Below are 20,021 nucleotides of genomic sequence, written 5' to 3'. Positions count from 1 at the left end.
CCTTGACGGGGTGCATCAGTAAGTCTGTGCCGCGCTGACCTGGACTGCCTTGCGCAGTGGCAGTGGCAGCGGGTTGCTGTCACGGGTGGTCAGTTTTTCCGGGTACAGGGTGATCAGCGTCCTGTTGAGGGTCAGGTTCTCCGAGTCTGCACCCACGAGAATCTTGAACTTCCCGGCGTCCACGTCCCAGCTTGCCGTCTTGTCGACGTAGTAGGCCAGCGAGCGGGAGTCTATCGGTACGCTGACAGTCTTGCTCTCGCCGGGTTGCAGGTACACCTTGGTGAAGCCCTTGAGCTCTTTCTCCGGACGGTCCACCGCAGGTTTGACCGGCTGCACATACAGCTGTGCCACTTCGAAGCCTGCCTTGTCACCCGTATTGGTCACGGTGAATTTAACGTCGATTGTCGAGCCCGGCGTCAGCACGTTGGTCGACAGTTTCAGGTCGCTGTAGCTGAACGTGGTGTAGGACAGGCCATAACCGAACGGGTAGAGCGGCTTGGCGTGTTTCTTGTCATAGCCGCGATAACCCATGTACAGGCCTTCGCTGTAGGTCATTTCGGTCAACGGGTTGCTGCCGCGATAGGCAGCCGGATCCGGATAGGAGGCGTAGCTTGGGTTATCCTCGATTTTTTTGTCGATCGTGACCGGCAACTTGCCCGACGGGTTGACCTTGCCATAGAGGATCTCGGCCAGCGCCTGACCGCCTTGCTGGCCCGGGAACCAGGCTTGCAGCGTAGCGCCCACCTTGTTTGCCCAAGGCTGCATATTGGCCACGCCGCCGCCATGCATGACGACGATGGTGTTGGGGTTGGCCTTGGCGACGAAGCTGATCAGTTCAGCCTGTTGATCGGGCAGATCGAAGCCGTGGTCAGAGCCTTCGCCTTCGTTCTCGGACGTGTTCCCTGTAGCAACCACGACCGCATCGTATTTCGACAGGTCTTTTGGCGGACGCAACGACGCCCAGCTCATCTGCACGCCCGTCAGGCTACCCAGTACCGGGATGAAGTTGCCTTGTACTCGCTGGTATTCCAGCTTCACGCTGTAGGTCTTGCCAGCCGACAATGCTGCGGTTTTCCCCGACGTTGTCAGCGCGTTCACTACGTCACCGGAGTAAGGCACGCCGTCGCTCTGCAGCACGAGTTCATCGTTGACCCACAGCTTGTACGGGCCGTCTGCCCGCACCTTGAACACCTGAGCGCCCGAGACGGTTGGTTTGATGGTGGTGGTAAACCGCGCCGAGAATGCGCCGGGTGACGGGCTGAAGCCAGACACCGCAGTACTGCCTGCGTTGGTGACGTTGCTGCCGGTGGTCCAGTTCAGGTTCAAGCCTGGTTCCACGCGCGTCAGCACCGGGTCGCCGGAAAAACTGGTGTTGGAGAAGTACTCGGCTTTTACCCCGGTGTTGCTGATTCCGTTGTCGCCGGTTGCCGGCTGATACCACACTGAACTGGCCGGATTCAGGCTCATTTCCGAGAGGTAGGTGACATCGGAGCTGCTGGACGCCAGTTGCTGCAGGCCGCTCAGCTCGGTTACATAGCTGTTGGGCGGCGAGTTAGCGGTGCCGAAAGGGGATGCCGGGACATCGTGGGCCCAGTTGCCGATGACGGCGATTTTCGCCGAGCGCGCCAGCGGCAGCAGCGGTTTGCCTGCCGCGGTGTTTTCGTTGCGCAGCAATACGATGGATTCGCGCGCGGTATTCAGCGCAGCACGCATGCCGTACTCGGGATGTTCCAGGGTCTTGGCGGTGTTGAGGTTTTCCTGGAGGTCGTAGCTGACGATGGCGCGCAGGTTACGTTTGACCTTGTCGTCGATCACGTTCTGGGTCAGTTGCCCGCTCCACAGGTAAGGCAGCAGTTTGGCTTCGGTAAATTGCAGGCCGGATGGCATGTCGATGTCAGTACCGGCCCATGCGCCCTTGAACGCATCGTGAATGGCGTTGAAGTCACTGATGACCATGCCCTGATAGCCCCATTCGCCCTTGAGCACTTCAGTGATCAGGTGATGGTTTTCACAGGCATAGTCGCCGTTGACCTTGTTGAAACCGCACATGATCGAGGCGACATTGGCGTTCTTCACCATCGACTCGAAGCCCGGCAAGTACAGTTCACGCAGGGTGCGCTCATCGACCTTTATGTCGACTGCCTGACGATTGGCTTCCTGCTCGTTGGCCAGGTAATGCTTGCCGCTGGCCTGGATACCCTGGGCCTGAATGCCGTTGACAATGGCCGGTGCCAGTACCGCGCCGAGGAACGGGTCCTCACCGCTGACATACTCTGCCGAACGACCGTTGTAGGGCGTGCGGTACAGGTTGACGCCTGGCGAAAGCATCTGCTGGCCGCCGGAAATGCGTGTCTCATAAGCGATGGCCAGGCCGAATTCCTTGGCCCGGTTGATGCTCCAGGTCGCTGCGAGCGCGGACTGCGAAGGGTACTGAGCACCGAACGTGGCATTGTTGACGTGCACGCCCATGGACGAGTCATACGCCACTGTGCCCTTGATGCCCCACTTGAGCAGGGAAGGGATCATGTGGCCGTCATCGACGCGGGTGAAGTTGATCTTTTCCGACTGGTTCATGTTGTCGAGAATCGAGCTGACGCGCGCTTCGACTGCATTACCGGTCGCCGGGGTCACGGCGGCGAGCGCAAGGTTGGCCTGCATGACGCTGAACGTCAGCAGGCTCAGGCCCAGGGTCTGTTTGAAGGCTGACAAGGCAAGTGTCCTTCCGGTCGATGTGATCGGTTGATTGAGGTTGTTCATGGTCGTTGTGCCTGGGCAGGGGCGTCGTCAGTGTCCACCGGCGCTTCGAGCAGGGACGACGAACTCTGTTGTTGAGCCGGGTTGATCTTGTCGGCGCCTGATAACTGGTCGCGCTTGGCTTCCACCTGCGTCCGGATCTGTTGATCGGACACAGCGGTATTTGTGCTGGAAGTTGAGTCCGCTGACAGTGCGCAGACACTGTGCGCGCACAAAAGTACTGCACTGAAAACAGACAGCATGGTTCTAGTCATCGATTGCATCTCGATTAATGGTTTGCAGGAGAAAAACAGACGGCTGTCGCAATGACACATCGCTTGGCTGAACAGTAAGTCCAGCGAGACAGTAAAAAGTTCACCGGTGGATAAAGTATTACTAACCCTGTTTTTATTAAATGATGTCAGTTGGCCCTCATAAGAGTTTTCTTGAGGAAAAGCAAGTGGGTTGACGATTTTTATAGGGATAAATAGCTATTTTGTCGTTTAAACTGGTTTTATTGGTTATAAATATCATGATTTTTAGGTTTTAATTGCTTTTTAATAAACCTAACTGTCGTTAGGTTTAGTGATCTGGTAAGCTTTGCAATCTAACGCTTTTGCGTGCGTCAAACATAAGCGACTTACAGTCTGTTCAGGTCGTTCCTATAAACTATTGATGGGCTCAATGGTTGTTTTTTAATGCGTTTCAATAAATAGAGTGTTCTGCGAAGTGCGCAAGAAATGACGCTTTGTGAACAGCTTTATTTAGGGTTAAGCGTGTATTGTGCAGGTCGGGAAGAACGGTATCGGGTGTCCACTGTTTTGCGCGTCAGGCTTCATTACGTTAAAGGCAAATGCGGTGAGTTACGAATGTCCACGCGTTGACCTCGCGATCTTGAGCATCGTCAAGCGATCGTGCTCGAACAAACCTCAAAAACTTACGTTTGGTCAGATCTACCGGGAGCTGGTGCGCGCGTACGCTCGTGCGCCGGCCATCCACGTTTGTGTTGGAGCGGTCGACACGCTGGTCAGGGAGGGGCTTCTGATCTCGGCAAGAGTCCTGGAGCCCGATCAGTCATTTCCTTATACCCAGCACATCATCAGCGGCCTGACCGAGATCGGCGCAGCCTCGCTTGCCAGCTGTGAAGACCCTGTAGTCAATCAGCGCAGTGTCACTCGCTATACGGCAGCGAGAGATAGTACTGGCCCAGTTCGGTCAGCTTGCCCTCAGCGTCCAGCAAGCTGGAAAAGTGCGGGTCCGGGTTCATCCGGCCGGTGAACCAGGCGTACCTGAACACGTCCGGGCGCTGTTCAAGCGTGGCGACCATCTCGGCCATCTGCTGCTTCTGCTTTTCGACCGTATCAATCTGCGCACCGTCATCCAGGGCGTGCCAATTGGCAAACTCGGTTACCCAGAAGGGTTTTCCGTACTTCGACAGCCGATCGAGCATTCCCGGTAAACCATAGTCGTACCAGTGAAAAGCCAGGTAATCGATGCGCGGGTCCCGATTCTGATTCATTGATCTATAGGCTGTGTAGAAGGCATCGAGCCACACCACCGGGTCGCCGTAGCCCGGCATGGTTCCCCAGTTCATCGCTGGCCCCACCAGTTTCACGCCGGTCTGAGCCGCGATCTGTTCCAGCCTCGGCCAGAAGCTGGCCGCCGCTTCGGGCGTCATGTTGGCCTGGTCGAGCAGATTCGGCTCATTGATCACCAGCAAATAGCGGATGGCGGGATGGGCCAGCAGGTATTGCTTCAACTGACCGTCGTCAACGTTGCCGTTCCATACCATCGGGATGAAATCCACACCGTACATCGACGCATAATCGTACGATGCCAGCCGGTCATGGGGTCTGGGACTCCAGTTGTACCACCAGCTCACGCCCGAAGATAATGCACTCAGGTCGGCGGGCAGGGCGACGTCGTAGGCAATGCCGCGCTTGGCGCTTTTTTCTGCAGCCCATGTCGGTGCCGTGCACAGGCTGAGCATCAGCATCACAAGGGCCAGAAAGGTCGGGAAAAAGCGTGCTGACGGGTTCTGCGGAGTCATTGGCAAATCTTCCTTGAGGGTGGGGAGACGCAGGGCATGCGCAGCAGTCAGCCAGCAGAAAGCATGCCATCTGTATCTTCCCGTTTACCCTGCCAGAACCCGGACAGGCATTGCCACCCATAATCACTTGTTACCAGGGATCTCCCTCGGCCTGGCGCAAATCCAGCGTGCCGCTGTCACTGAAACGCATCGTGCCGAACAGGCCGCCAGCCAGTTTGCCGCGAAGCGTATAGGGCAGATTGTCCAGACGCTGGCTCTGACTGAGCCCCAGCGCCTGGCGCAAGGCGGCGAACGCCGACACGCTGACCGGCACCACCAGCACTGCCTCGGAGAAGCGTCCTACGGTGCCTTTCTGGTTGCTCACACCAGAGGCGAGCAGCTTGCCGTTCACGTCCAGATCCAACGCCACACCGGTGTAGTTGATCTCGGTTTCGTTCGGGTTCTGCACCCGCAATGTGACCGCCATGCGCAGTTCAAGTCCTTGCCCGGGGACGGGTTCGATACCGACGACGTTGATCGTCAGCGGGTCTCGATGGGGGATGAGTGCACACGCGCTCAGACCAAGGATAAGCAGGCCTGAGAGCAGGGCGCGGATCGGGCGTAGCGACATTCGTGTGCTCCAGCGTCGGGTTCAGTCATCTTCAGACCTCGTCTGCCATGAGAGATTCGTCCTGTCGGGCGCAATGCCGGGATACCCGCTAATCTGCCTGTTTCAACCATTGCGTCCGCAAGGCCGCAGGTTGATGATTCGACCGTTCCTATAAAAACAAGACTGGAGATAATCATGTCCATCGAAAGGACACCTCTTCATCAAGACCCAGTGGTCATTGTCAGCGTTGCGCGCACGCCCATGGGCGGTTTTCAGGGTGATCTGCAGAGCCTAAGTGCCACAGAACTGGGTTCGATCGCCATCCGCGCAGCCGTCGAGCGGGCAGGCATTGAAAGTGCAGACGTGCAGCATGTGCTGTTTGGTTGTGTGCTGCCGGCGGGCCTCGGTCAAGCGCCCGCTCGACAAGCTGCACTGGGGGCCGGGCTAGGCAATGCGACGCTGTGCAGCACGGTCAACAAGATGTGCGGTTCCGGTATGCAGACCGCAATCATGGCCCATGACCTGTTGATGGCAGACAGCACGGCGGTGGTAGTGGCTGGTGGGATGGAGAGCATGTCCAATGCACCTTACCTGCTGGACCGCGCGCGCAATGGCTACCGCATGGGGCACGGCAAGGTGCTGGACCATATGTTTCTGGATGGCCTTGAGGATGCCTATGAACCGGGTCGGCTGATGGGTACCTTCGCCGAAGACTGTGCCGGGTTGAACGGTTTCAGTCGCGAGGCGCAGGATGCCTTCGCTCTGGCGTCACTGGCCCGCGCGCAGGAGGCCATTGCTGACGGTCATTTCGACGCCGAAATCGTTCCGGTGCAGGTCACCGTGGGTAAAGAGTCCAGGCAGATCATTCACGATGAACAACCGCCCAAGGCGCGTCCGGACAAGATCCCGACGCTCAAACCCGCTTTTCGCGAGGGCGGTACGGTTACGGCAGCAAACTCCAGCTCAATTTCCGATGGCGCCGCAGCACTGCTGTTGATGCGTCAGTCCGAAGCGCAGCGGCGAGGGTTGCGGCCCTTGGCAGTGTTTTACGCACACGCGGCATTTGCCGACCAGCCGGGCCTGTTTCCAACCGCACCGATAGGTGCCATTCAGCGTCTGCTGAGCAAGACAGGCTGGGCGCTTGACGACGTCGATCTGTTCGAGATCAACGAAGCGTTTGCAGTTGTGCCGCTGGTAGCGATGAGTGAGCTGGGCCTTGCGCACGAGAAGGTCAACGTCAACGGCGGGGCGTGCGCGCTGGGGCATCCGATAGGCGCTTCGGGCGCGCGGATCATTGTGACGCTATTGGCGGCCCTGCAGCGCAGGCAGCTCAAGCGCGGGATGGCGGCTATTTGTATCGGTGGCGGAGAGGCCACTGCTGTCGCCATAGAAATCATTGATTAGGTAATTTATTCAAAGACTTACGAGTTTTTTAAATGTAGATTCTAGATTTTATGGCTGTGCGTGGTTATTAATTTAAAAGGATATTTATCAATGTCTTACGAGACAATTCTAAGTGAGATTATAGGTAAGGTTGGCGTGATCACGCTGAACCGTCCCAAGGCACTGAATGCATTGAATGCTCAATTGATTGACGAGCTGAACCATGCACTCGACCAGTTCGAAGCAGACAGTGCCATCGGCTGCATCGTGCTGACCGGTTCGGAAAAAGCCTTTGCTGCCGGTGCAGATATCAAGGAAATGGTCGACCTGTCCTACCCGCAGATCTACCTTGACGACCTGTTTCGTGAAAGTGACCGGGTGGCCGCGCGTCGCAAACCCATCGTGGCGGCAGTGGCCGGTTTTGCGTTGGGTGGCGGTTGTGAGCTGGCGTTGATGTGCGATTTCATTCTGGCGGCTGAAAACGCCAGATTCGGGCAGCCGGAGATCAATCTCGGTGTATTGCCGGGCATGGGCGGGACGCAGCGTCTGACTCGCGCCGTCGGCAAGGCCAAAGCCATGGAAATGTGCCTGACCGGTCGCCTGATCGATGCTCACGAAGCCGAACGTGCCGGGCTGGTTGCGCGGGTAGTGCCACTTGAACAGTTGCTGCCGGAAGCCCTCGCGGTAGCGGCGGTGATCGCCGGCAAGTCCCTGCCGGTGGCGATGATGGTCAAGGAGAGCGTCAACCGCGCGTTCGAGGTCAGTCTGGCCGAAGGCATCCGGTTCGAGCGCCGGGTGTTTCACGCAGCCTTCGCCAGTCACGATCAGAAGGAGGGCATGAACGCGTTTATCGACAAGCGCCAGCCGGATTTCAAGGACTGCTGATCTACGCGACCCAGAATCTGGATGTGCTGCGCATCAATATGCAGCTCGGCCGTCTGCCCGCGAACAATCAACTCGCTATCTGTTGTAACGCGCAGGTCCTCGCCGCTCGCAAGTCGAATGCAATCGGCTGGTTTTGCAGACTGGTCGCCGTGCCACAGACTTTCTTGCGACGCGTGTTCAGCTGGTGACAGGGCTGCGCAGATGACCGGGCGCTCGGGATTATTGTCCAGGTAACGGACCAGTACGCGTGAGCCAGGCAGCAACTGATGAATCTCGCGGCAGGCGACCAGCGCCATCGCCCAGCGCGGGTTGGGTCGGTCTGCGTGGTGTTGTGCTTGCCAGTCGAAACGAACCGGTCGATAACCGGGCTGCTTTGCGTGCGTGTCGTTGTCTTGCAGCGTGGCTATATGATCGCCTGTGGCGGCCGGTCGAGGATGTCTGGCTGAGGGGCGAAACGGCATCGCCCAGGGGATGGCTTTGAAACGGTTGCCATAGCCATTGCCTGATAGCTGTGCGGCTGCGGGCGATGTGCGCTGCTCGTCGGTGAGGATGCGCAGGATTGCCAGGGCATCATGGGCGACTGCACCTCTGAGCACCTGTAATTGCCGACCTGCGTGCAGCACTTCGGTCAGCAACCATTGATCGTTAAGCAATGGCTCCGGGTGATCAAGCACCTGTATGACTTCGCCACTGCGCAAGCCAGACCGGTTGCTGCGCCCGCTGACGTCGCGCCGTTCGCAGCGCAGGCGCTCCAGCTCGCGCATGCCGCGCTGGCGACCCAGCGCCTCTTCCTGGCTGATTGGGCCGCGAACGCCTGACGGTTGAAATGCATGATTGGCTGCGGGCGTTGTGGCGTTCTCGTCGTGCTTTGACGAGGGGGGCTGCGTCTGCTTCAGGCCTGGGGCGGGTTGTCGCGAAACGTCTGGAAGCGTCAGTACTTCTGCCATGTGCAAGAGCGTCCCGGTCGATGCGCCTGACTGTTCCTGGGGCTTGAAGCGAAAGGGTACGGGCTGTGCCGGAAAGCTTGCAGAGTCATCCGAGAACACCAGCCGATGGCCGCTCTGACGATGTTCGAAACGGAAATGAATGCCTTCTTCTTCGCACAGGCGTTGCAGCAGGTGCAGATCGCTTTCGTCGTACTGGATATGCAGCGGTCTGGCCGGGTAAAGACCGTTCATGTGCTCGAAGCAGTAAGCGTTTGCGCCAATACCGTGTGTTTCAAGCAACTGAGCGATCAACTGAGGAGGCGCAATATCCTGATAGATGCGCCGGTGCCGATGGGCTGCAAGCTTGCCAAGGCTGGGCATCAGGATCAGGTGATAAAGGCTCACGCGAGCCCCGTTGTGGATTCGGGCCGCATGGCAGATCTGGCCATGCACGCCGCTGCGCAGCTCACCGAACCTCAAAAACGCTTCTCGGTGCAGCAGGCTGCGCACATCCAGAAGAGGGTCGCCGATCAGCCAGATGTCGAAGCGATACGCTTCATTGAGAGCGTCACGGCCGGTGAAGCTGATGACATGCAGATCCGTCTGGCAGTCGGTAATCGCCAGTATGATTGGCATTTGCAGGTCCTTGCGCATCTGCGGGGCTCTCTACCTTCAAAATCAGGGTGCGCAGGTTACGGAATACCTTGGCCTAAAAGCATTGCTGCAAGGTTTTTCGGAAAAAGACTACAAGCAGTGATGGAAAGCGGATGATTGCCGTCGGCCCGATTGGCAGCCATCTTGGCGAGTTCGTTCGAGCAATGTGCGCGGCGGGGGTTTCATCTGCCGTGATCGCGTATAAAATGCGCCGCGCCGGACAGGGTATTTGCCGGTGACCCTTTTTCAGCGCCTTGCCAGCGCCGCGTTCTGTCAGTCGTGCAGACGCAGGCGGCGAGGTGCCTAGCGAATCAAGAGAGCAGACATGGGCGCACAGTGGAAGGTCAAGCATAAAGAAGCGGCAGCCAATGCCAAGGGACGCACGTTTGGCAAGCTGTCCAAGGAGATCATGATCGCCGCACGGGCTGGCGCAGACCCGGACATGAACTCGCGTCTGCGGCTGGTAGTGGAACAGGCCAAAAAGGCTTCGATGCCGCGCGAAACCCTGGAGCGTGCCATCAAGAAAGGCGCAGGCCTGCTGGGTGAGAGCGTCAACTTCGAGCGTCTGACCTACGAAGGCTTTGCGCCGCATCGCGTGCCGGTGATCGTCGAGTGCCTGACCGATAACATCAATCGTACGGTCTCGGAAATTCGCGTGCTGTTCCGCAAGGGCCAGTTGGGTGCTGCGGGCTCGGTATCGTGGGACTTTCTGTACCAGGGCATGATCGAGGCCGTACCGGCTTCACCGGACGCAGATTCAGAGCTGGCGGCAATCGAAGCCGGTGCCCAGGATTTCGAGCCAGGTGAAGAGGGCGCAACGCTGTTCCTCACCGAATCCACGGACATGGATGCGGTCTGCAAGGCGCTCCCTGAGTTTGGTTTCACCGTGCAGTCGGCGCAATTGGGTTATCGCCCGAAAAGCACCGTGGACGGCCTGACCGAGGAGCAGATGGCCGAAGTCGAAGCGTTTCTCGAAGCCATCGACAATCACGATGACGTGCAGAACGTTTACGTGGGTCTTGCAGGCTGATCACTGTGTAATGGAGCGCGTTATGCGCTCCATGCTTTTATCTGTAGAAGAATCTCCGCCAGTGACGGTCGTCGCTGGCAATCAGGCTGCACGCAACTCGCCTGAAGCGCCTTTAGCCCCTTGATGACGTTCTGGTTCTGCTCATCTACATCGCAGCGCTCCAGCAATTCTCCCAGCAAGATACCGAATGCCCGTGTTTCGATGCGCTCCAGCGCCTTTCCCTGTACCGCTGACGGGTGAAACGACGCCGCGCCGAAGTCGCTCAGCAGGCAGTTGCCATCCTCTTGCACAAGAATGTTGTGGCCATAAAGGTCGCCATGCGTGATGCCGTTGGCATGCAGGTGCGCAGTGGCCGACCCGATGCCTTCGGCAATACGTAACAGCACCGGCAGCGAAAAGCGTGTTTCGCGGGCATAGACATCGCGGGTACAGGATTCCAGGCTCGGCGGCCCGGCAAGATTGCCGAAGTTAGGCGCTATCAGTTCCATGACCAGGCCACGCTGTTGATCGGGATGCCCGCTGATTTGCCCGAGCACCTCGATCAGGTTGGCGTGACGGCCAGCGGCGATGCAGGCGGCCATTTCATTGAGCGGTGAGCCATCGCTGGTGACATTGCCCTTGTACAGCTTGACCGCCGTCATTCGCTCATCGTTTACATCCTGCCAGAGCGCCTGCTGAATGATCCCGGAAGCGCCTTCGCCCAGGCGCTGACCGATGCTCAACTGATGCCACGGGATCTGACGGATCGGCTCGGGCCGGTGCTCGGCGCACAGTGGATTGTCGGCATAGGCAAGCCATGCCAGGGCAGGCAGGCTCAGCAGCCAGTCCGGCAGCTCGGTCAGGCGATTGGCCGCAATGCGGATCAGCTCCAGGTTGTGGCAATCAGCGAGGGTCGCGGGCAACGTACGCAAGCGGTTGCCAGCGAGCATGAGCTTTTGCAGGTCCGGGCGACGGCCCAGTTCATCAGGCAGGTACTCGATACAGTTATCGGTCAGTATCAGCCAGCGCAGGCGCGGCGGCAGTGCTGCGGCGCTGACCTGCTCAATGCGATTGGCCTTGAGGCCGACAATCTGCAGCTGCTGGCATTGGCCGATGCTTTCCGGCAGGTGCGTGAAGGCGTTGTCTGAAGCGAACAGCACGCGCAGCCGGGTAAGGCGGCACAGGTCGTCAGGCAGCGAAGTCAACGAGTTGCCGCTGAGGTTCAATACTTCCAGGGTGTCCGCCAGGTCGAATACCTCGACCGGGAATTCGCTCAGGCCGCAGGAAAGGTCAAGCCGTTTGATACCTGCCAGCTTGCCGGCGCGTAGATCTGCGAGGGTGTGCATGAATAGGCTCGGTCATGGATATCGTACAAGGCGCGCATCATAACGGGTGTTTCAGCCACTGACTGCTGCAAGCGTTGCCTCAGCTCAGGCAGCGCTCCACCCATTGACGCACGCGTTCGGGCGTGGGGGCCGATTCGGAGTAAAGAATCCGGTAGATCATCGGCGCAACAATGGCATCAATCAGGTCGTCGGCGGTTGGCGAGGCTTCGCCGCGAGCAGTCGCACGGTCAATCATGACCTGCAATTGCTCACGGACCATTGCCGCGCACCTGCCGACACAGCCAGAGGTGCTGGCAACCACATCACGCATCAGGGCGCGACCTGGGGTCGAAGACATTTCGTCGAGATACATTTCGCTCCAGGTCAGCAGGTCCTGGTGCAGACTGCCTTGATCTATTGGCGCATCAGGGCGCAGATGTTCAATGGCGGCGTCTGCCAGCAAGGTGGTCAAGTCACCCCAGCGGCGATAAATGGTCGACGGCGTAACGCCCGCCCGGAGCGCGATCATTGGCACGCTGAGCGCCGAACGATCATGCTCCAGCAACAAGTCGCGGACCGCGCGATGAATGGATTCCTGCACTCGGGCGCTGCGGCCTCCGGTGCGTACTGCTTCTTTGATAGCCATACGGCGGACCTTAACACAAAGTATTTGCTTTAAGCGCTCCTGCGTCGCACACTCCACAAAAGCTAATTTATGGCTTTAACAGGTTGCATTGGCGGAGAGCGTATTCATGTCCCTTCCTTCACAAGGTTCGACGCTATCAGACCTCAAGTCTGATAGCCGGGCGCGAAGCCATCTCGGGTTTCTGGCCTTCACCACACTGTGCTTCTTTGCTGCGTCCAGCACACCCACGCCGCTTTATCATCTGTATCAGGAGGCATGGGGCTTCTCGTCCGGCGTGCTCACCCTGATTTTTGCAGTGTATGCATTCAGCCTGCTGGCCGCCTTGCTGATCGGTGGCTCGTTGTCTGATTACCTGGGGCGGCGTCCGGTGATTTTCGGTGCCTTGCTGCTGCAAATCGTTTCGATGTTGCTGTTCATTTTTGCCAGCGATGTTAGCTGGCTGATGGCCGCGCGTCTGTTGCAGGGGTTTGCTACAGGACTTGCTGCCAGTGCATTGGGGGCTGCCTTGCTGGACAGCGATTCAGTCAAAGGGCCGCTGATCAACAGCATCTCGCCCATGCTCGGCATGGCGGTGGGGGCGCTGGGCACGGCACTGCTGGTGCAGTTCGCGCCGTTACCACTGGTGCTGGGTTACTGCTTCCTGTTGGCCGCCTTTGTGGCGCAAGCGATTTACCTTGGCCGAGTGGAAGAAACCGTCAGCCGCCAGCCAGGCGTCTGGCAATCCCTCAAGCCATCGCTGCACGTTCCGCAGCAGTCGCGGCGCATGTTATGGCTGGTACTGCCGGTGGATATAGCAGCCTGGGCACTGGGCGGCTTTTTTCTGTCGCTGAGCCCATCCTTGCTGGCAGCGGCGACTGGCTCGAACTCGCCACTCAACGGTGGCCTGGCGGTTGCGGCGCTGACGCTCAGCGGCGCACTGGCAATTCTGAGCTTGCGTCAGCGCGAGCCGGTGTTGGGCTTGTGGGTAGGTGCAAGCTTTTTGCCGCTCGGTGTGGCGGTCATTCTGCTGGCGGTGAACCTGGGCATGTTGTGGCTGTTCTTCGTCGGTGCGGTGGTGGCGGGCATCGGTTTCGGATCAAGTTTTCTCGGTGCACTGCGGATGCTCATGCCAACCGCGCATGCCCATGAGCGGGGAGGGCTGATGTCGGCCTTTCTGGTGCTTAGCTACCTGGCCTTCTGCATACCTGCACTGGTTGCCGGGTTCTTTGCCCACTCGGCAGGGCTGGTGATGACCAGCAATGTCTACGGAGCAGTGGTGATCACGCTGGCATTGATCGCCTTGGCGAGTTTGATCGTGCGCCGTACGGCCAGCAAAAACAAAAATGCCCACGTTTGAGTGGGCATTTCGGTTCGCCGACAGGCAGGAGCCCTCAGCGCAGGTCGTTAACCATCTCGGCCAGTACGGTCAATACATCCCCGGCCAGTTGCGCGGAGCGTTTGCCCGACCAGCCTGTCACCGTGTCCGGCGCGTTATCGTGGTCCTTGAACGGCATCTCCAGCGTCAGCGCCAGGCATTTATAGCGTTCGCCCACTGCATTTGCCGCCAGGTTCATATTGGCCTGGCCGGGCGCGCTGCGCGGGTAGCCGTAGACCGTCTGGAAGTTCTCGCTGACCTCGCACAGACGGCTGCGGAAGCGCTCTTCAAGCTGGCGTTGATGCGCGGTATACCCCGGGTTGCCCTCACACGCGGCGGTGAATACGTACGGGATTTCCTCGTCACCATGCACATCGAGGAACATGTCCACGCCGTATTTTTCCATCTGCTGCTTGATGAAGAAGACTTCCGGGCTTTGTTCTTCAGTGCTGTCCTGCCAAGCGCGGTTGAGATCCTTGCCGTTGGCATTGGTACGCAAGTGGCCATGAAAGGCGCCGTCCGGGTTGACGTTGGGCACCAGATACAGGTCCGCATTGGCGAGTAATTGCTGCAGCACTGCGTCGTCTTTTTGCTGAAGGCGTTCGATCACGCCTTCCATGAACCATTCAGCCATGTGCTCGCCGGGATGCTGCTGGGCAATCATCCAGATCTTGCGCTTGCCTTCGGCGCCGTCACCTTTGCGCAGCAACTGAATATCACGACCTTCGACACTTTTGCCGACAGCCAGCAAGTGTGCGCCGGCCTTTTGCTGGGCCTGCCCGATCAGCCAGTCATGGCGTTCACGGCTGTAGGGTTCGAAGTACGCAAACCAGACCTGCGGTTGATCAGGCGCAAGGCTGAAGTTCAGTGCCTTGCCGTCGAAATCAGACGCTACCCGAAACCAGTTCTCATGGTCGTAGGACGCCACGGCGTGGTAGCCGGTCCAGGCACTGTTGAAGGTGGACTCGCTGGCATTGGTCAGGCTGAAACCATAGGTCTGGCCGACGTTCAGGCCTTCTGTCTTGAAATGAAACCACTGGAAATGCGCACTTTGCGTGTCTGGCCGGATCGCCAGGCTTATATGCGCCGGGTCGCTGGAGTTGAGAACCTGAATATTGCCGCTGTCGAAATCTGAACTGATCGTGAGGGTCAAGATGGGTGCCTGCGTACGTAGATGCCTTTTCAGGCAGCTACTGTACACCGATCAACCGGGCACCTTGCGACGTAAACTTCATCGCAACGGTCATCCCGTGTCAGGAAATAGCCTCGGCGGTGACCATCAGGCTGCAGATGAATGCCGTCAGCAGGCACCACACCAGATAGGCACGACGCTTGCGCCGATGCCAGCCGGACGCTCCGAGCAACAAGGCGGGGGCCTGCAACTGGCGCCACATGCGCTCGCTGTTCTGGAATGCTGAAAGGTGTGCGGCATCGGCGTCCAGCCAGTGGCGAAATTCGATGCGTTCGCTGGCCGTTGCAGCAGGGCTCTGCAAGTGCACGTACCAGCGGCTGGCCTGATCCTGAATGGCACGGCTGTCATCGGTGCTCTGAAGATACGCCTTGCCCAGTGCGCGAAGCATCGCGCGCTCTACCCGGGCGATATCGACATCCATGAAGCGAGCGATGTCGGCATACGCCAGACCATCAAGCCGGCTGAGCAGGAATATTTGCCGGGTACGGCGCGAAAGCTTGCCCAGCCGGTGGCCGAGTTCGATGACCTGCGGCGTGGCTTGCGGCTCAGGCAGGCGGGCGGGGAGGTGCAGCAAAGAAGGGAGCTGATTACTCATGATGTATCGCTCGCTGATCTTCCATGGGGATTGTTCCTTGCAATGACAGGCATCGTCCGTGACAAGGGTAGACTAGTGAATACGAGAATCATTCTCAAGTGAAAAGTTGCAGCATTTACTTTTTATATGCCTTATTCGGGCATTTTCGCTGCAAAAACATGACCCGTATCAGGGTTGCTTTGCTATGATCTGCGGCATTGCTACACACCTGCGCAGCACCCAGACTTCATTAGCCTGAAGCAGCGAAACCAAAAGAAAGAACCAAAAAAAGACCCGGCAAAAAGCCGGGTCAAAAACCGTGATTAGCCTGATGAGGAGATAATCAGGAAGCCGACCTAAGACTTCCAGGTTATCCAGCGGATCTCGCGACCCGCTGATGCAATAATAATCATTATCATTTGCAAGTCAAATGTTTTTATTGCCCTCATCGACCCAGATAATCCGCCAGCGCCTGCTCGGCGGATTTTTCTTTTTCGTTCCCACCCGACACCCTCTAGTCCAGCGGCAACTCCGTGGTGCGTTTAACCGTGCTCATGGCAATGTTCGAATGGGCCTCATGTACGTGCGGTAACTGCAGCAAATGATCGCGCAGGAAGCGCTCATAGCTGGCGATGTCCTGAGCAACCACCTTGAGCATGAAATCCATCCCTCCGGCCATGGTGTAGCACTCCAGCACCTCCGGGTGGCCGATGATTGCCTCTTCGAATTCGGCCAGATAGCGCCGGCCATGGCCCGACAGCTTGACCTCGACGAACACGGTCATGCTCAGGCCGAGCTTCTGAGTGCTGAGCAGGGCGACAGTGCGTTCTATCACTCCGTCTTCCTGAAGCCGGTGAATGCGCCGCCAGCAGGGCGATTGCGATAACTCGACCCGTTCGGCGATTTCTGCCGCAGACAGGCTGGCGTCATGTTGCAGAAGACGAAGAATCTTGCGATCGATGGGGCTCAATTTAGGCTGCATGAATTGACCTTGTTTTTTGTTCTGGTCGAAAAAAGCATGCTCAATATCAGCAGATTTGCACGCATTTAGAAAGAAAAAGCCTCTTTGCTGCTGGCAGTCTAGTTGCAAGGCTGCCGGGCAGGACCGTCCCGGTGCAAATGACCTGACTTATAAGAACAAGAGAGGTATCCGCATGTCTCTGGCTGATATTCGTCTGGATGATAAATACCGGCTTGCCACCGGTAATCTGTACCTGACCGGCACACAGGCCCTGACTCGCCTGCCGATGCTGCAAAAACAACGTGATGAAGCGCAGGGCCTGAATACCGCCGGTTTTATTTCCGGCTACCGCGGCTCGCCGTTGGGCAATCTGGACAAAAGCCTTTGGGACGCCAAGGACTACCTGCAACAAAACGCCATCCATTTTCAGCCGGGCATCAACGAAGAACTGGCGGCTACGGCCGTCTGGGGCAGTCAGCAGGTCAACCTGTTCCCCCACGGTAAATACGATGGCGTGTTTGCCCTCTGGTACGGCAAAGGCCCGGGCGTGGACCGTTGCGGGGATGTCTTCAAGCACGGCAACTCGGCAGGCGTTGCAGCCAATGGCGGTGTGCTGATTCTTGCGGGCGATGACCACGGCTGCAAATCATCGACCATTGCCCATCAGAGCGAACATGCTTTTATTGCTTCGATGATTCCGGTACTCAACCCCAGCAACGTTCAGGAAATTCTCGACTACGGCATCATCGGCTGGGAATTGTCGCGTTACAGCGGTTGCTGGGTGGCGATGAAGACCATTGCCGAAAACGTGGATTCTTCGGCCGTGGTCGAGGTTGACCCGTTGCGGGTCAAAACGCGCATTCCGGAAGATTTCGCACTGCCGGAAGGCGGTTTGCACATCCGCTGGCCGGACCCGCCGCTGGCCCAGGAAGCGCGGCTCAACACCTACAAGATCTATGCGGCCAGGGCCTTCGCCCGCGCCAATCAGCTTAACAAGGTGGTTATCGATTCAGCACAGCCCAGGCTGGGCATCATTACTACCGGCAAGTCCTATCTGGATGTGCGTCAGGCACTTGAAGAGCTGGGTATCGATCAGGAGCTGTGCGACCGGGTCGGGATTCGCGTGCTCAAGGTCGGCATGAGCTGGCCGCTGGAGCCGGTGTCGGTGCACGACTTTGCCGAAGGGCTGGACGAAATTCTGGTGGTCGAGGAAAAACGCAGTGTCATCGAAGATCAACTGACCGGGCAGCTCTACAACTGGCCCGTGGACCGCCGCCCGGTGGTGGTCGGTGAGTTCGATGAACAGGGCCGCTCACTGCTGCCAAACCTCAGCGAGCTGACCCCGGCGATGATCGCCAGGGTCATCGCCAAGCGTCTTGCGCCGTTCTACAGCAGCCCGCAGATCGAGGCACGTCTGCAGTTTCTCAGCGACAAGGAACAGGCGCTTCAGGCACCGCTGTTCAACACCCAGCGCACCCCGCATTTCTGTTCCGGCTGCCCGCACAACACGTCGACGCGTGTGCCGGAAGGCAGTCGCGCCCTGGCCGGGATCGGTTGCCATTACATGACCATCTGGATGGATCGGGAAACCGATACCTTCACCCAGATGGGCGGCGAGGGCGTGACCTGGATCGGTCAGGCACCGTTCACCGAAACACCTCACGTCTTCCAGAATCTGGGCGACGGTACTTACTTTCATTCCGGGCATCTGGCGCTGCGTGCAGCCGTGGCCTCCAAGGTCAATATCACCTACAAGATCCTCTACAACGATGCCGTTGCCATGACCGGTGGCCAGCCAATCGACGGAGTACTGCGCGTCGATCAACTGAGCCGCCAGGTGTTCAACGAGGGCGTGCAGCGTATTGCGCTGGTCTCCGACGAGCCGGACAAGTACCCGAGTCGACAGGATTTCGCGCCGATTACTACCTTTCATCATCGGCGTGATCTGGACAGCGTGCAGCGCGAGCTGCGTGAGTTCAAAGGAGTGTCGGTGATCATCTACGACCAGACCTGTGCGACTGAAAAGCGTCGCCGTCGCAAACGCGGCACCATGCCTGATCTGGAAAAGCGTGCGTTGATCAACCCGGCCGTATGTGAGGGCTGCGGCGACTGCGGGGTCAAATCCGGTTGCCTGTCCGTGCTGCCCAAGGAAACGGCGCAGGGCCGCAAGCGCGAAATCGATCAGAGCGCCTGCAACAAGGATTTCAGCTGCGTCGAAGGTTTCTGCCCAAGCTTCGTCACCGTGCATGGCGGCAAGCTGCGCAAGCCTGCATTGCCCACGCAGGTCGAGGCGTTCGCTCGCTTGCCCGAACCAGTACTGCCGTCGCTGGAGCGGCCGTTCAATATTCTGTTGCCGGGGGTTGGCGGCACAGGCGTGACCACCGTCGGTGCAATGCTGGGTTATGCCGCTAATCTGGAAGGCAAGGGTTGCAGCGTGCTGGATCAGGCCGGTTTGGCACAGAAGTTCGGCCCGGTGGTCAGCCATATCCGTATTGCAGCGCGCCAGCAGGACTTGTTCGCGGTGCGTATCGCAGCCGGCGAGGCGCATCTGCTGCTCGGCTGTGACTTACTGGTGGCTGCCGGTCCGGATGCAATCGCCAAGCTCGACAGCAAGATTTCCCACGCAGTGGTCAACAGCCAGCAAACGCCGACCGCCGAGTTCACGCGCAACCCGGATGCGGTGTTTCCGGCCGAGGCCATGAAGCAGACCATCATCGAGGCGGTCGGCGCTGCGAAAACCCACTTTGTCGAAGCCACATCGCTGGCCACCCGGCTGATGGGTGACAGCATCGCCAGTAACCTGTTCATGCTCGGTTACGCGTTTCAGCTAGGCCTGATTCCGCTGACCTCGGCGGCCATCGAAAAGGCGATCGAACTCAACGGGGTGGCAGTCAATCTCAACCAGCAGGCGTTTCTCTGGGGCCGTCGTACCGCCCATGATCCTGCGGCGGTCGAAGCCTTCGTCAATCCGCAGCAGAAGGTCAGCGAGCCGCAGCCAATGGACCTGGATCAGCGTATTCAGAGCAATGTCGAAACCTTGAAGGCGTATCAGAACGGCGCCTATGCCAAGCGCTATGTGGAGCTGGTGCAACGTGTGCGCGATACCGAATCACGGGTGTTCCCCGGTCAGCAGCCGATGCTCTCTGAGGCGGTTGCGTTCAACTACTTCAAATTGCTGGCCTATAAGGACGAGTACGAAGTAGCGCGGCTGTACAGCAACGGCGAGTTCACCCGTCAGTTGGAAGCGCAGTTTGAAGGCGATTATCGACTGGAATTCCACTTGGCACCGTCATGGCTGGCAAAACGCGATCCGCACAACGGCCTGCCGCGCAAACGCAGTTTCGGCCCCTGGATGCTGCGCGCGTTCAACGTACTGGCAAAATTCAAATTCCTCCGTGGCACAGCGCTCGATCCGTTCGGTCACAGCCTTGAGCGCAAACAGGAGAGGGATCTGATTGACGGTTACGTGCGTGACATCGAGCTGATTCTTCAGCACCTGCAAGCACAGAACCGCCATACCGCCTTGAACCTGGCACGTCTGCCGGAGCGAATTCGTGGCTATGGCTATATCAAGGAGAGCGCCATGAAAGCGGCTGCATTGCAGGCCGACATTCTGCGCAAGGGTCTGGAAAGTGGCGAAGTGGTTGCGCCGAAGTTGTATGAGGCGGCTGCCTGACGGGGAGATGCTTCGCAGCGACCGGGGCAGATCCGCTGTGTTCTGCGCCCGGAGTATCGCCTTC

General features: G+C 58.5%; 15 protein-coding genes and 1 pseudogene. 6 read left to right on the top strand and 10 right to left on the bottom strand.

The genetic code is table 11. The annotated features are described in order from the left end of the window. Nucleotides 1–15 precede the first annotated feature (15 nt). Entirely contained in the window at nt 16–2,757 is a 2,742-nt protein-coding gene (locus tag RYC17_RS01725) for a beta-glucosidase (RefSeq protein ID WP_058402245.1), read from the bottom strand. Beyond that, nucleotides 2,754–2,996: a hypothetical protein gene (locus RYC17_RS01720; RefSeq protein ID WP_002553239.1), complete on the bottom strand. Its 243-nt coding sequence runs from the start codon at nt 2,994–2,996 to the stop codon at nt 2,754–2,756. The genes RYC17_RS01725 and RYC17_RS01720 overlap by 4 nt, the downstream gene beginning before the upstream one ends. A 553-nt stretch (nt 2,997–3,549) precedes the next feature. Between RYC17_RS01720 and RYC17_RS01715 the strand changes: the two are divergent. Continuing rightward, a pseudogene (locus RYC17_RS01715) lies at nt 3,550–3,867 on the top strand (hypothetical protein); the annotation flags it as partial. A gap of 37 nt (nt 3,868–3,904) precedes the next feature. Here the strand turns inward: RYC17_RS01715 and RYC17_RS01710 are convergent. Further along, entirely contained in the window at nt 3,905–4,729 is an 825-nt protein-coding gene (locus tag RYC17_RS01710; protein ID WP_404944499.1) for a glycoside hydrolase family protein, read from the bottom strand. A gap of 184 nt (nt 4,730–4,913) precedes the next feature. Further along, nucleotides 4,914–5,393: an LEA type 2 family protein gene (locus RYC17_RS01705; RefSeq protein WP_002553242.1), complete on the bottom strand. Its 480-nt coding sequence runs from the start codon at nt 5,391–5,393 to the stop codon at nt 4,914–4,916. Nucleotides 5,394–5,567: 174 nt separating this feature from the next. Here RYC17_RS01705 and RYC17_RS01700 point away from each other — a divergent pair, with 174 nt between their 5' ends. After that, a complete protein-coding gene (locus tag RYC17_RS01700; protein ID WP_316902350.1) occupies nt 5,568–6,776 on the top strand; it encodes an acetyl-CoA C-acyltransferase in 1,209 nt (402 codons plus the stop codon). A 90-nt stretch (nt 6,777–6,866) separates the two neighbouring features. After that, nucleotides 6,867–7,640: an enoyl-CoA hydratase gene (locus tag RYC17_RS01695; RefSeq protein ID WP_044319972.1), complete on the top strand. Its 774-nt coding sequence runs from the start codon at nt 6,867–6,869 to the stop codon at nt 7,638–7,640. Here RYC17_RS01695 and RYC17_RS01690 read toward each other — a convergent pair. Beyond that, nucleotides 7,580–9,220, bottom strand: coding sequence for a type VI secretion system Vgr family protein (locus tag RYC17_RS01690; RefSeq protein WP_316902348.1), 1,641 nt, complete (start codon nt 9,218–9,220; stop codon nt 7,580–7,582). The two genes, RYC17_RS01695 and RYC17_RS01690, sit on opposite strands and share 61 nt — an antisense overlap. A gap of 325 nt (nt 9,221–9,545) precedes the next feature. On the opposite strand from RYC17_RS01690, the gene RYC17_RS01685 reads away from it, so the two are divergent. Beyond that, nucleotides 9,546–10,250, top strand: coding sequence for a YebC/PmpR family DNA-binding transcriptional regulator (locus tag RYC17_RS01685; RefSeq protein ID WP_122259478.1), 705 nt, complete (start codon nt 9,546–9,548; stop codon nt 10,248–10,250). A gap of 20 nt (nt 10,251–10,270) precedes the next feature. Here the strand turns inward: RYC17_RS01685 and RYC17_RS01680 are convergent, their stop codons facing one another. Together RYC17_RS01680 and RYC17_RS01675 are read right to left on the bottom strand one after the other, a co-directional pair. After that, a complete protein-coding gene (locus tag RYC17_RS01680; RefSeq protein WP_122280824.1) occupies nt 10,271–11,575 on the bottom strand; it encodes a leucine-rich repeat-containing protein kinase family protein in 1,305 nt (434 codons plus the stop codon). 79 nt (nt 11,576–11,654) lie between these two features. Next, nucleotides 11,655–12,200: a TetR/AcrR family transcriptional regulator gene (locus RYC17_RS01675; RefSeq protein ID WP_002553247.1), complete on the bottom strand. Its 546-nt coding sequence runs from the start codon at nt 12,198–12,200 to the stop codon at nt 11,655–11,657. A gap of 106 nt (nt 12,201–12,306) precedes the next feature. Between RYC17_RS01675 and RYC17_RS01670 the strand changes: the two genes are divergently transcribed. Then, nucleotides 12,307–13,536 (top strand): MFS transporter, encoded by a 1,230-nt coding sequence (locus RYC17_RS01670; protein WP_316902346.1) that lies wholly within the window; start codon nt 12,307–12,309, stop codon nt 13,534–13,536. A 34-nt stretch (nt 13,537–13,570) separates the two neighbouring features. On the opposite strand, the gene RYC17_RS01665 is transcribed toward RYC17_RS01670, so the two are convergent. The 3 genes from RYC17_RS01665 to RYC17_RS01655 all read right to left on the bottom strand — a co-directional run bounded on the left by RYC17_RS01665 (nt 13,571) and on the right by RYC17_RS01655 (nt 16,302). Beyond that, nucleotides 13,571–14,707 carry a M14-type cytosolic carboxypeptidase gene (locus tag RYC17_RS01665; protein WP_122280822.1) on the bottom strand — a complete coding sequence of 379 codons (1,137 nt, stop codon included), beginning with the start codon at nt 14,705–14,707 and terminating at the stop codon, nt 13,571–13,573. Nucleotides 14,708–14,807: 100 nt separating this feature from the next. Further along, nucleotides 14,808–15,341 (bottom strand): DUF4880 domain-containing protein, encoded by a 534-nt coding sequence (locus tag RYC17_RS01660; protein WP_058402255.1) that lies wholly within the window; start codon nt 15,339–15,341, stop codon nt 14,808–14,810. A 493-nt stretch (nt 15,342–15,834) separates the two neighbouring features. Then, nucleotides 15,835–16,302 carry an Lrp/AsnC family transcriptional regulator gene (locus RYC17_RS01655; protein ID WP_002553253.1) on the bottom strand — a complete coding sequence of 156 codons (468 nt, stop codon included), beginning with the start codon at nt 16,300–16,302 and terminating at the stop codon, nt 15,835–15,837. Between the two features lie 172 nt (nt 16,303–16,474). Here RYC17_RS01655 and RYC17_RS01650 point away from each other — a divergent pair, with 172 nt between their 5' ends. Beyond that, nucleotides 16,475–19,957, top strand: coding sequence for an indolepyruvate ferredoxin oxidoreductase family protein (locus tag RYC17_RS01650; RefSeq protein ID WP_122280821.1), 3,483 nt, complete (start codon nt 16,475–16,477; stop codon nt 19,955–19,957). The last annotated feature ends 64 nt before the right edge of the window (nt 19,958–20,021 follow it).

Source organism: Pseudomonas syringae group sp. J248-6 (genome assembly GCF_032586995.1).
GTDB lineage: Bacteria > Pseudomonadota > Gammaproteobacteria > Pseudomonadales > Pseudomonadaceae > Aquipseudomonas > Aquipseudomonas amygdali.
This window is presented reverse-complemented; position numbering and strand designations above follow the sequence as displayed.

What these genes read in the sequence shown, in the direction of transcription:
- RYC17_RS01725 (WP_058402245.1), bottom strand. Translation starts at nt 2,757, where the DNA reads ATGAACAACCTCAATCAACCGATCACATCGACCGGAAGGACACTTGCC.
- RYC17_RS01720 (WP_002553239.1), bottom strand. Translation starts at nt 2,996, where the DNA reads ATGCTGTCTGTTTTCAGTGCAGTACTTTTGTGCGCGCACAGTGTCTGC.
- RYC17_RS01710 (WP_404944499.1), bottom strand. Translation starts at nt 4,729, where the DNA reads ATGCTGATGCTCAGCCTGTGCACGGCACCGACATGGGCTGCAGAAAAA.
- RYC17_RS01705 (WP_002553242.1), bottom strand. Translation starts at nt 5,393, where the DNA reads ATGTCGCTACGCCCGATCCGCGCCCTGCTCTCAGGCCTGCTTATCCTT.
- RYC17_RS01700 (WP_316902350.1), top strand. Translation starts at nt 5,568, where the DNA reads ATGTCCATCGAAAGGACACCTCTTCATCAAGACCCAGTGGTCATTGTC.
- RYC17_RS01695 (WP_044319972.1), top strand. Translation starts at nt 6,867, where the DNA reads ATGTCTTACGAGACAATTCTAAGTGAGATTATAGGTAAGGTTGGCGTG.
- RYC17_RS01690 (WP_316902348.1), bottom strand. Translation starts at nt 9,220, where the DNA reads ATGCGCAAGGACCTGCAAATGCCAATCATACTGGCGATTACCGACTGC.
- RYC17_RS01685 (WP_122259478.1), top strand. Translation starts at nt 9,546, where the DNA reads ATGGGCGCACAGTGGAAGGTCAAGCATAAAGAAGCGGCAGCCAATGCC.
- RYC17_RS01680 (WP_122280824.1), bottom strand. Translation starts at nt 11,575, where the DNA reads ATGCACACCCTCGCAGATCTACGCGCCGGCAAGCTGGCAGGTATCAAA.
- RYC17_RS01675 (WP_002553247.1), bottom strand. Translation starts at nt 12,200, where the DNA reads ATGGCTATCAAAGAAGCAGTACGCACCGGAGGCCGCAGCGCCCGAGTG.
- RYC17_RS01670 (WP_316902346.1), top strand. Translation starts at nt 12,307, where the DNA reads ATGTCCCTTCCTTCACAAGGTTCGACGCTATCAGACCTCAAGTCTGAT.
- RYC17_RS01660 (WP_058402255.1), bottom strand. Translation starts at nt 15,341, where the DNA reads ATGAGTAATCAGCTCCCTTCTTTGCTGCACCTCCCCGCCCGCCTGCCT.
- RYC17_RS01655 (WP_002553253.1), bottom strand. Translation starts at nt 16,302, where the DNA reads ATGCAGCCTAAATTGAGCCCCATCGATCGCAAGATTCTTCGTCTTCTG.
- RYC17_RS01650 (WP_122280821.1), top strand. Translation starts at nt 16,475, where the DNA reads ATGTCTCTGGCTGATATTCGTCTGGATGATAAATACCGGCTTGCCACC.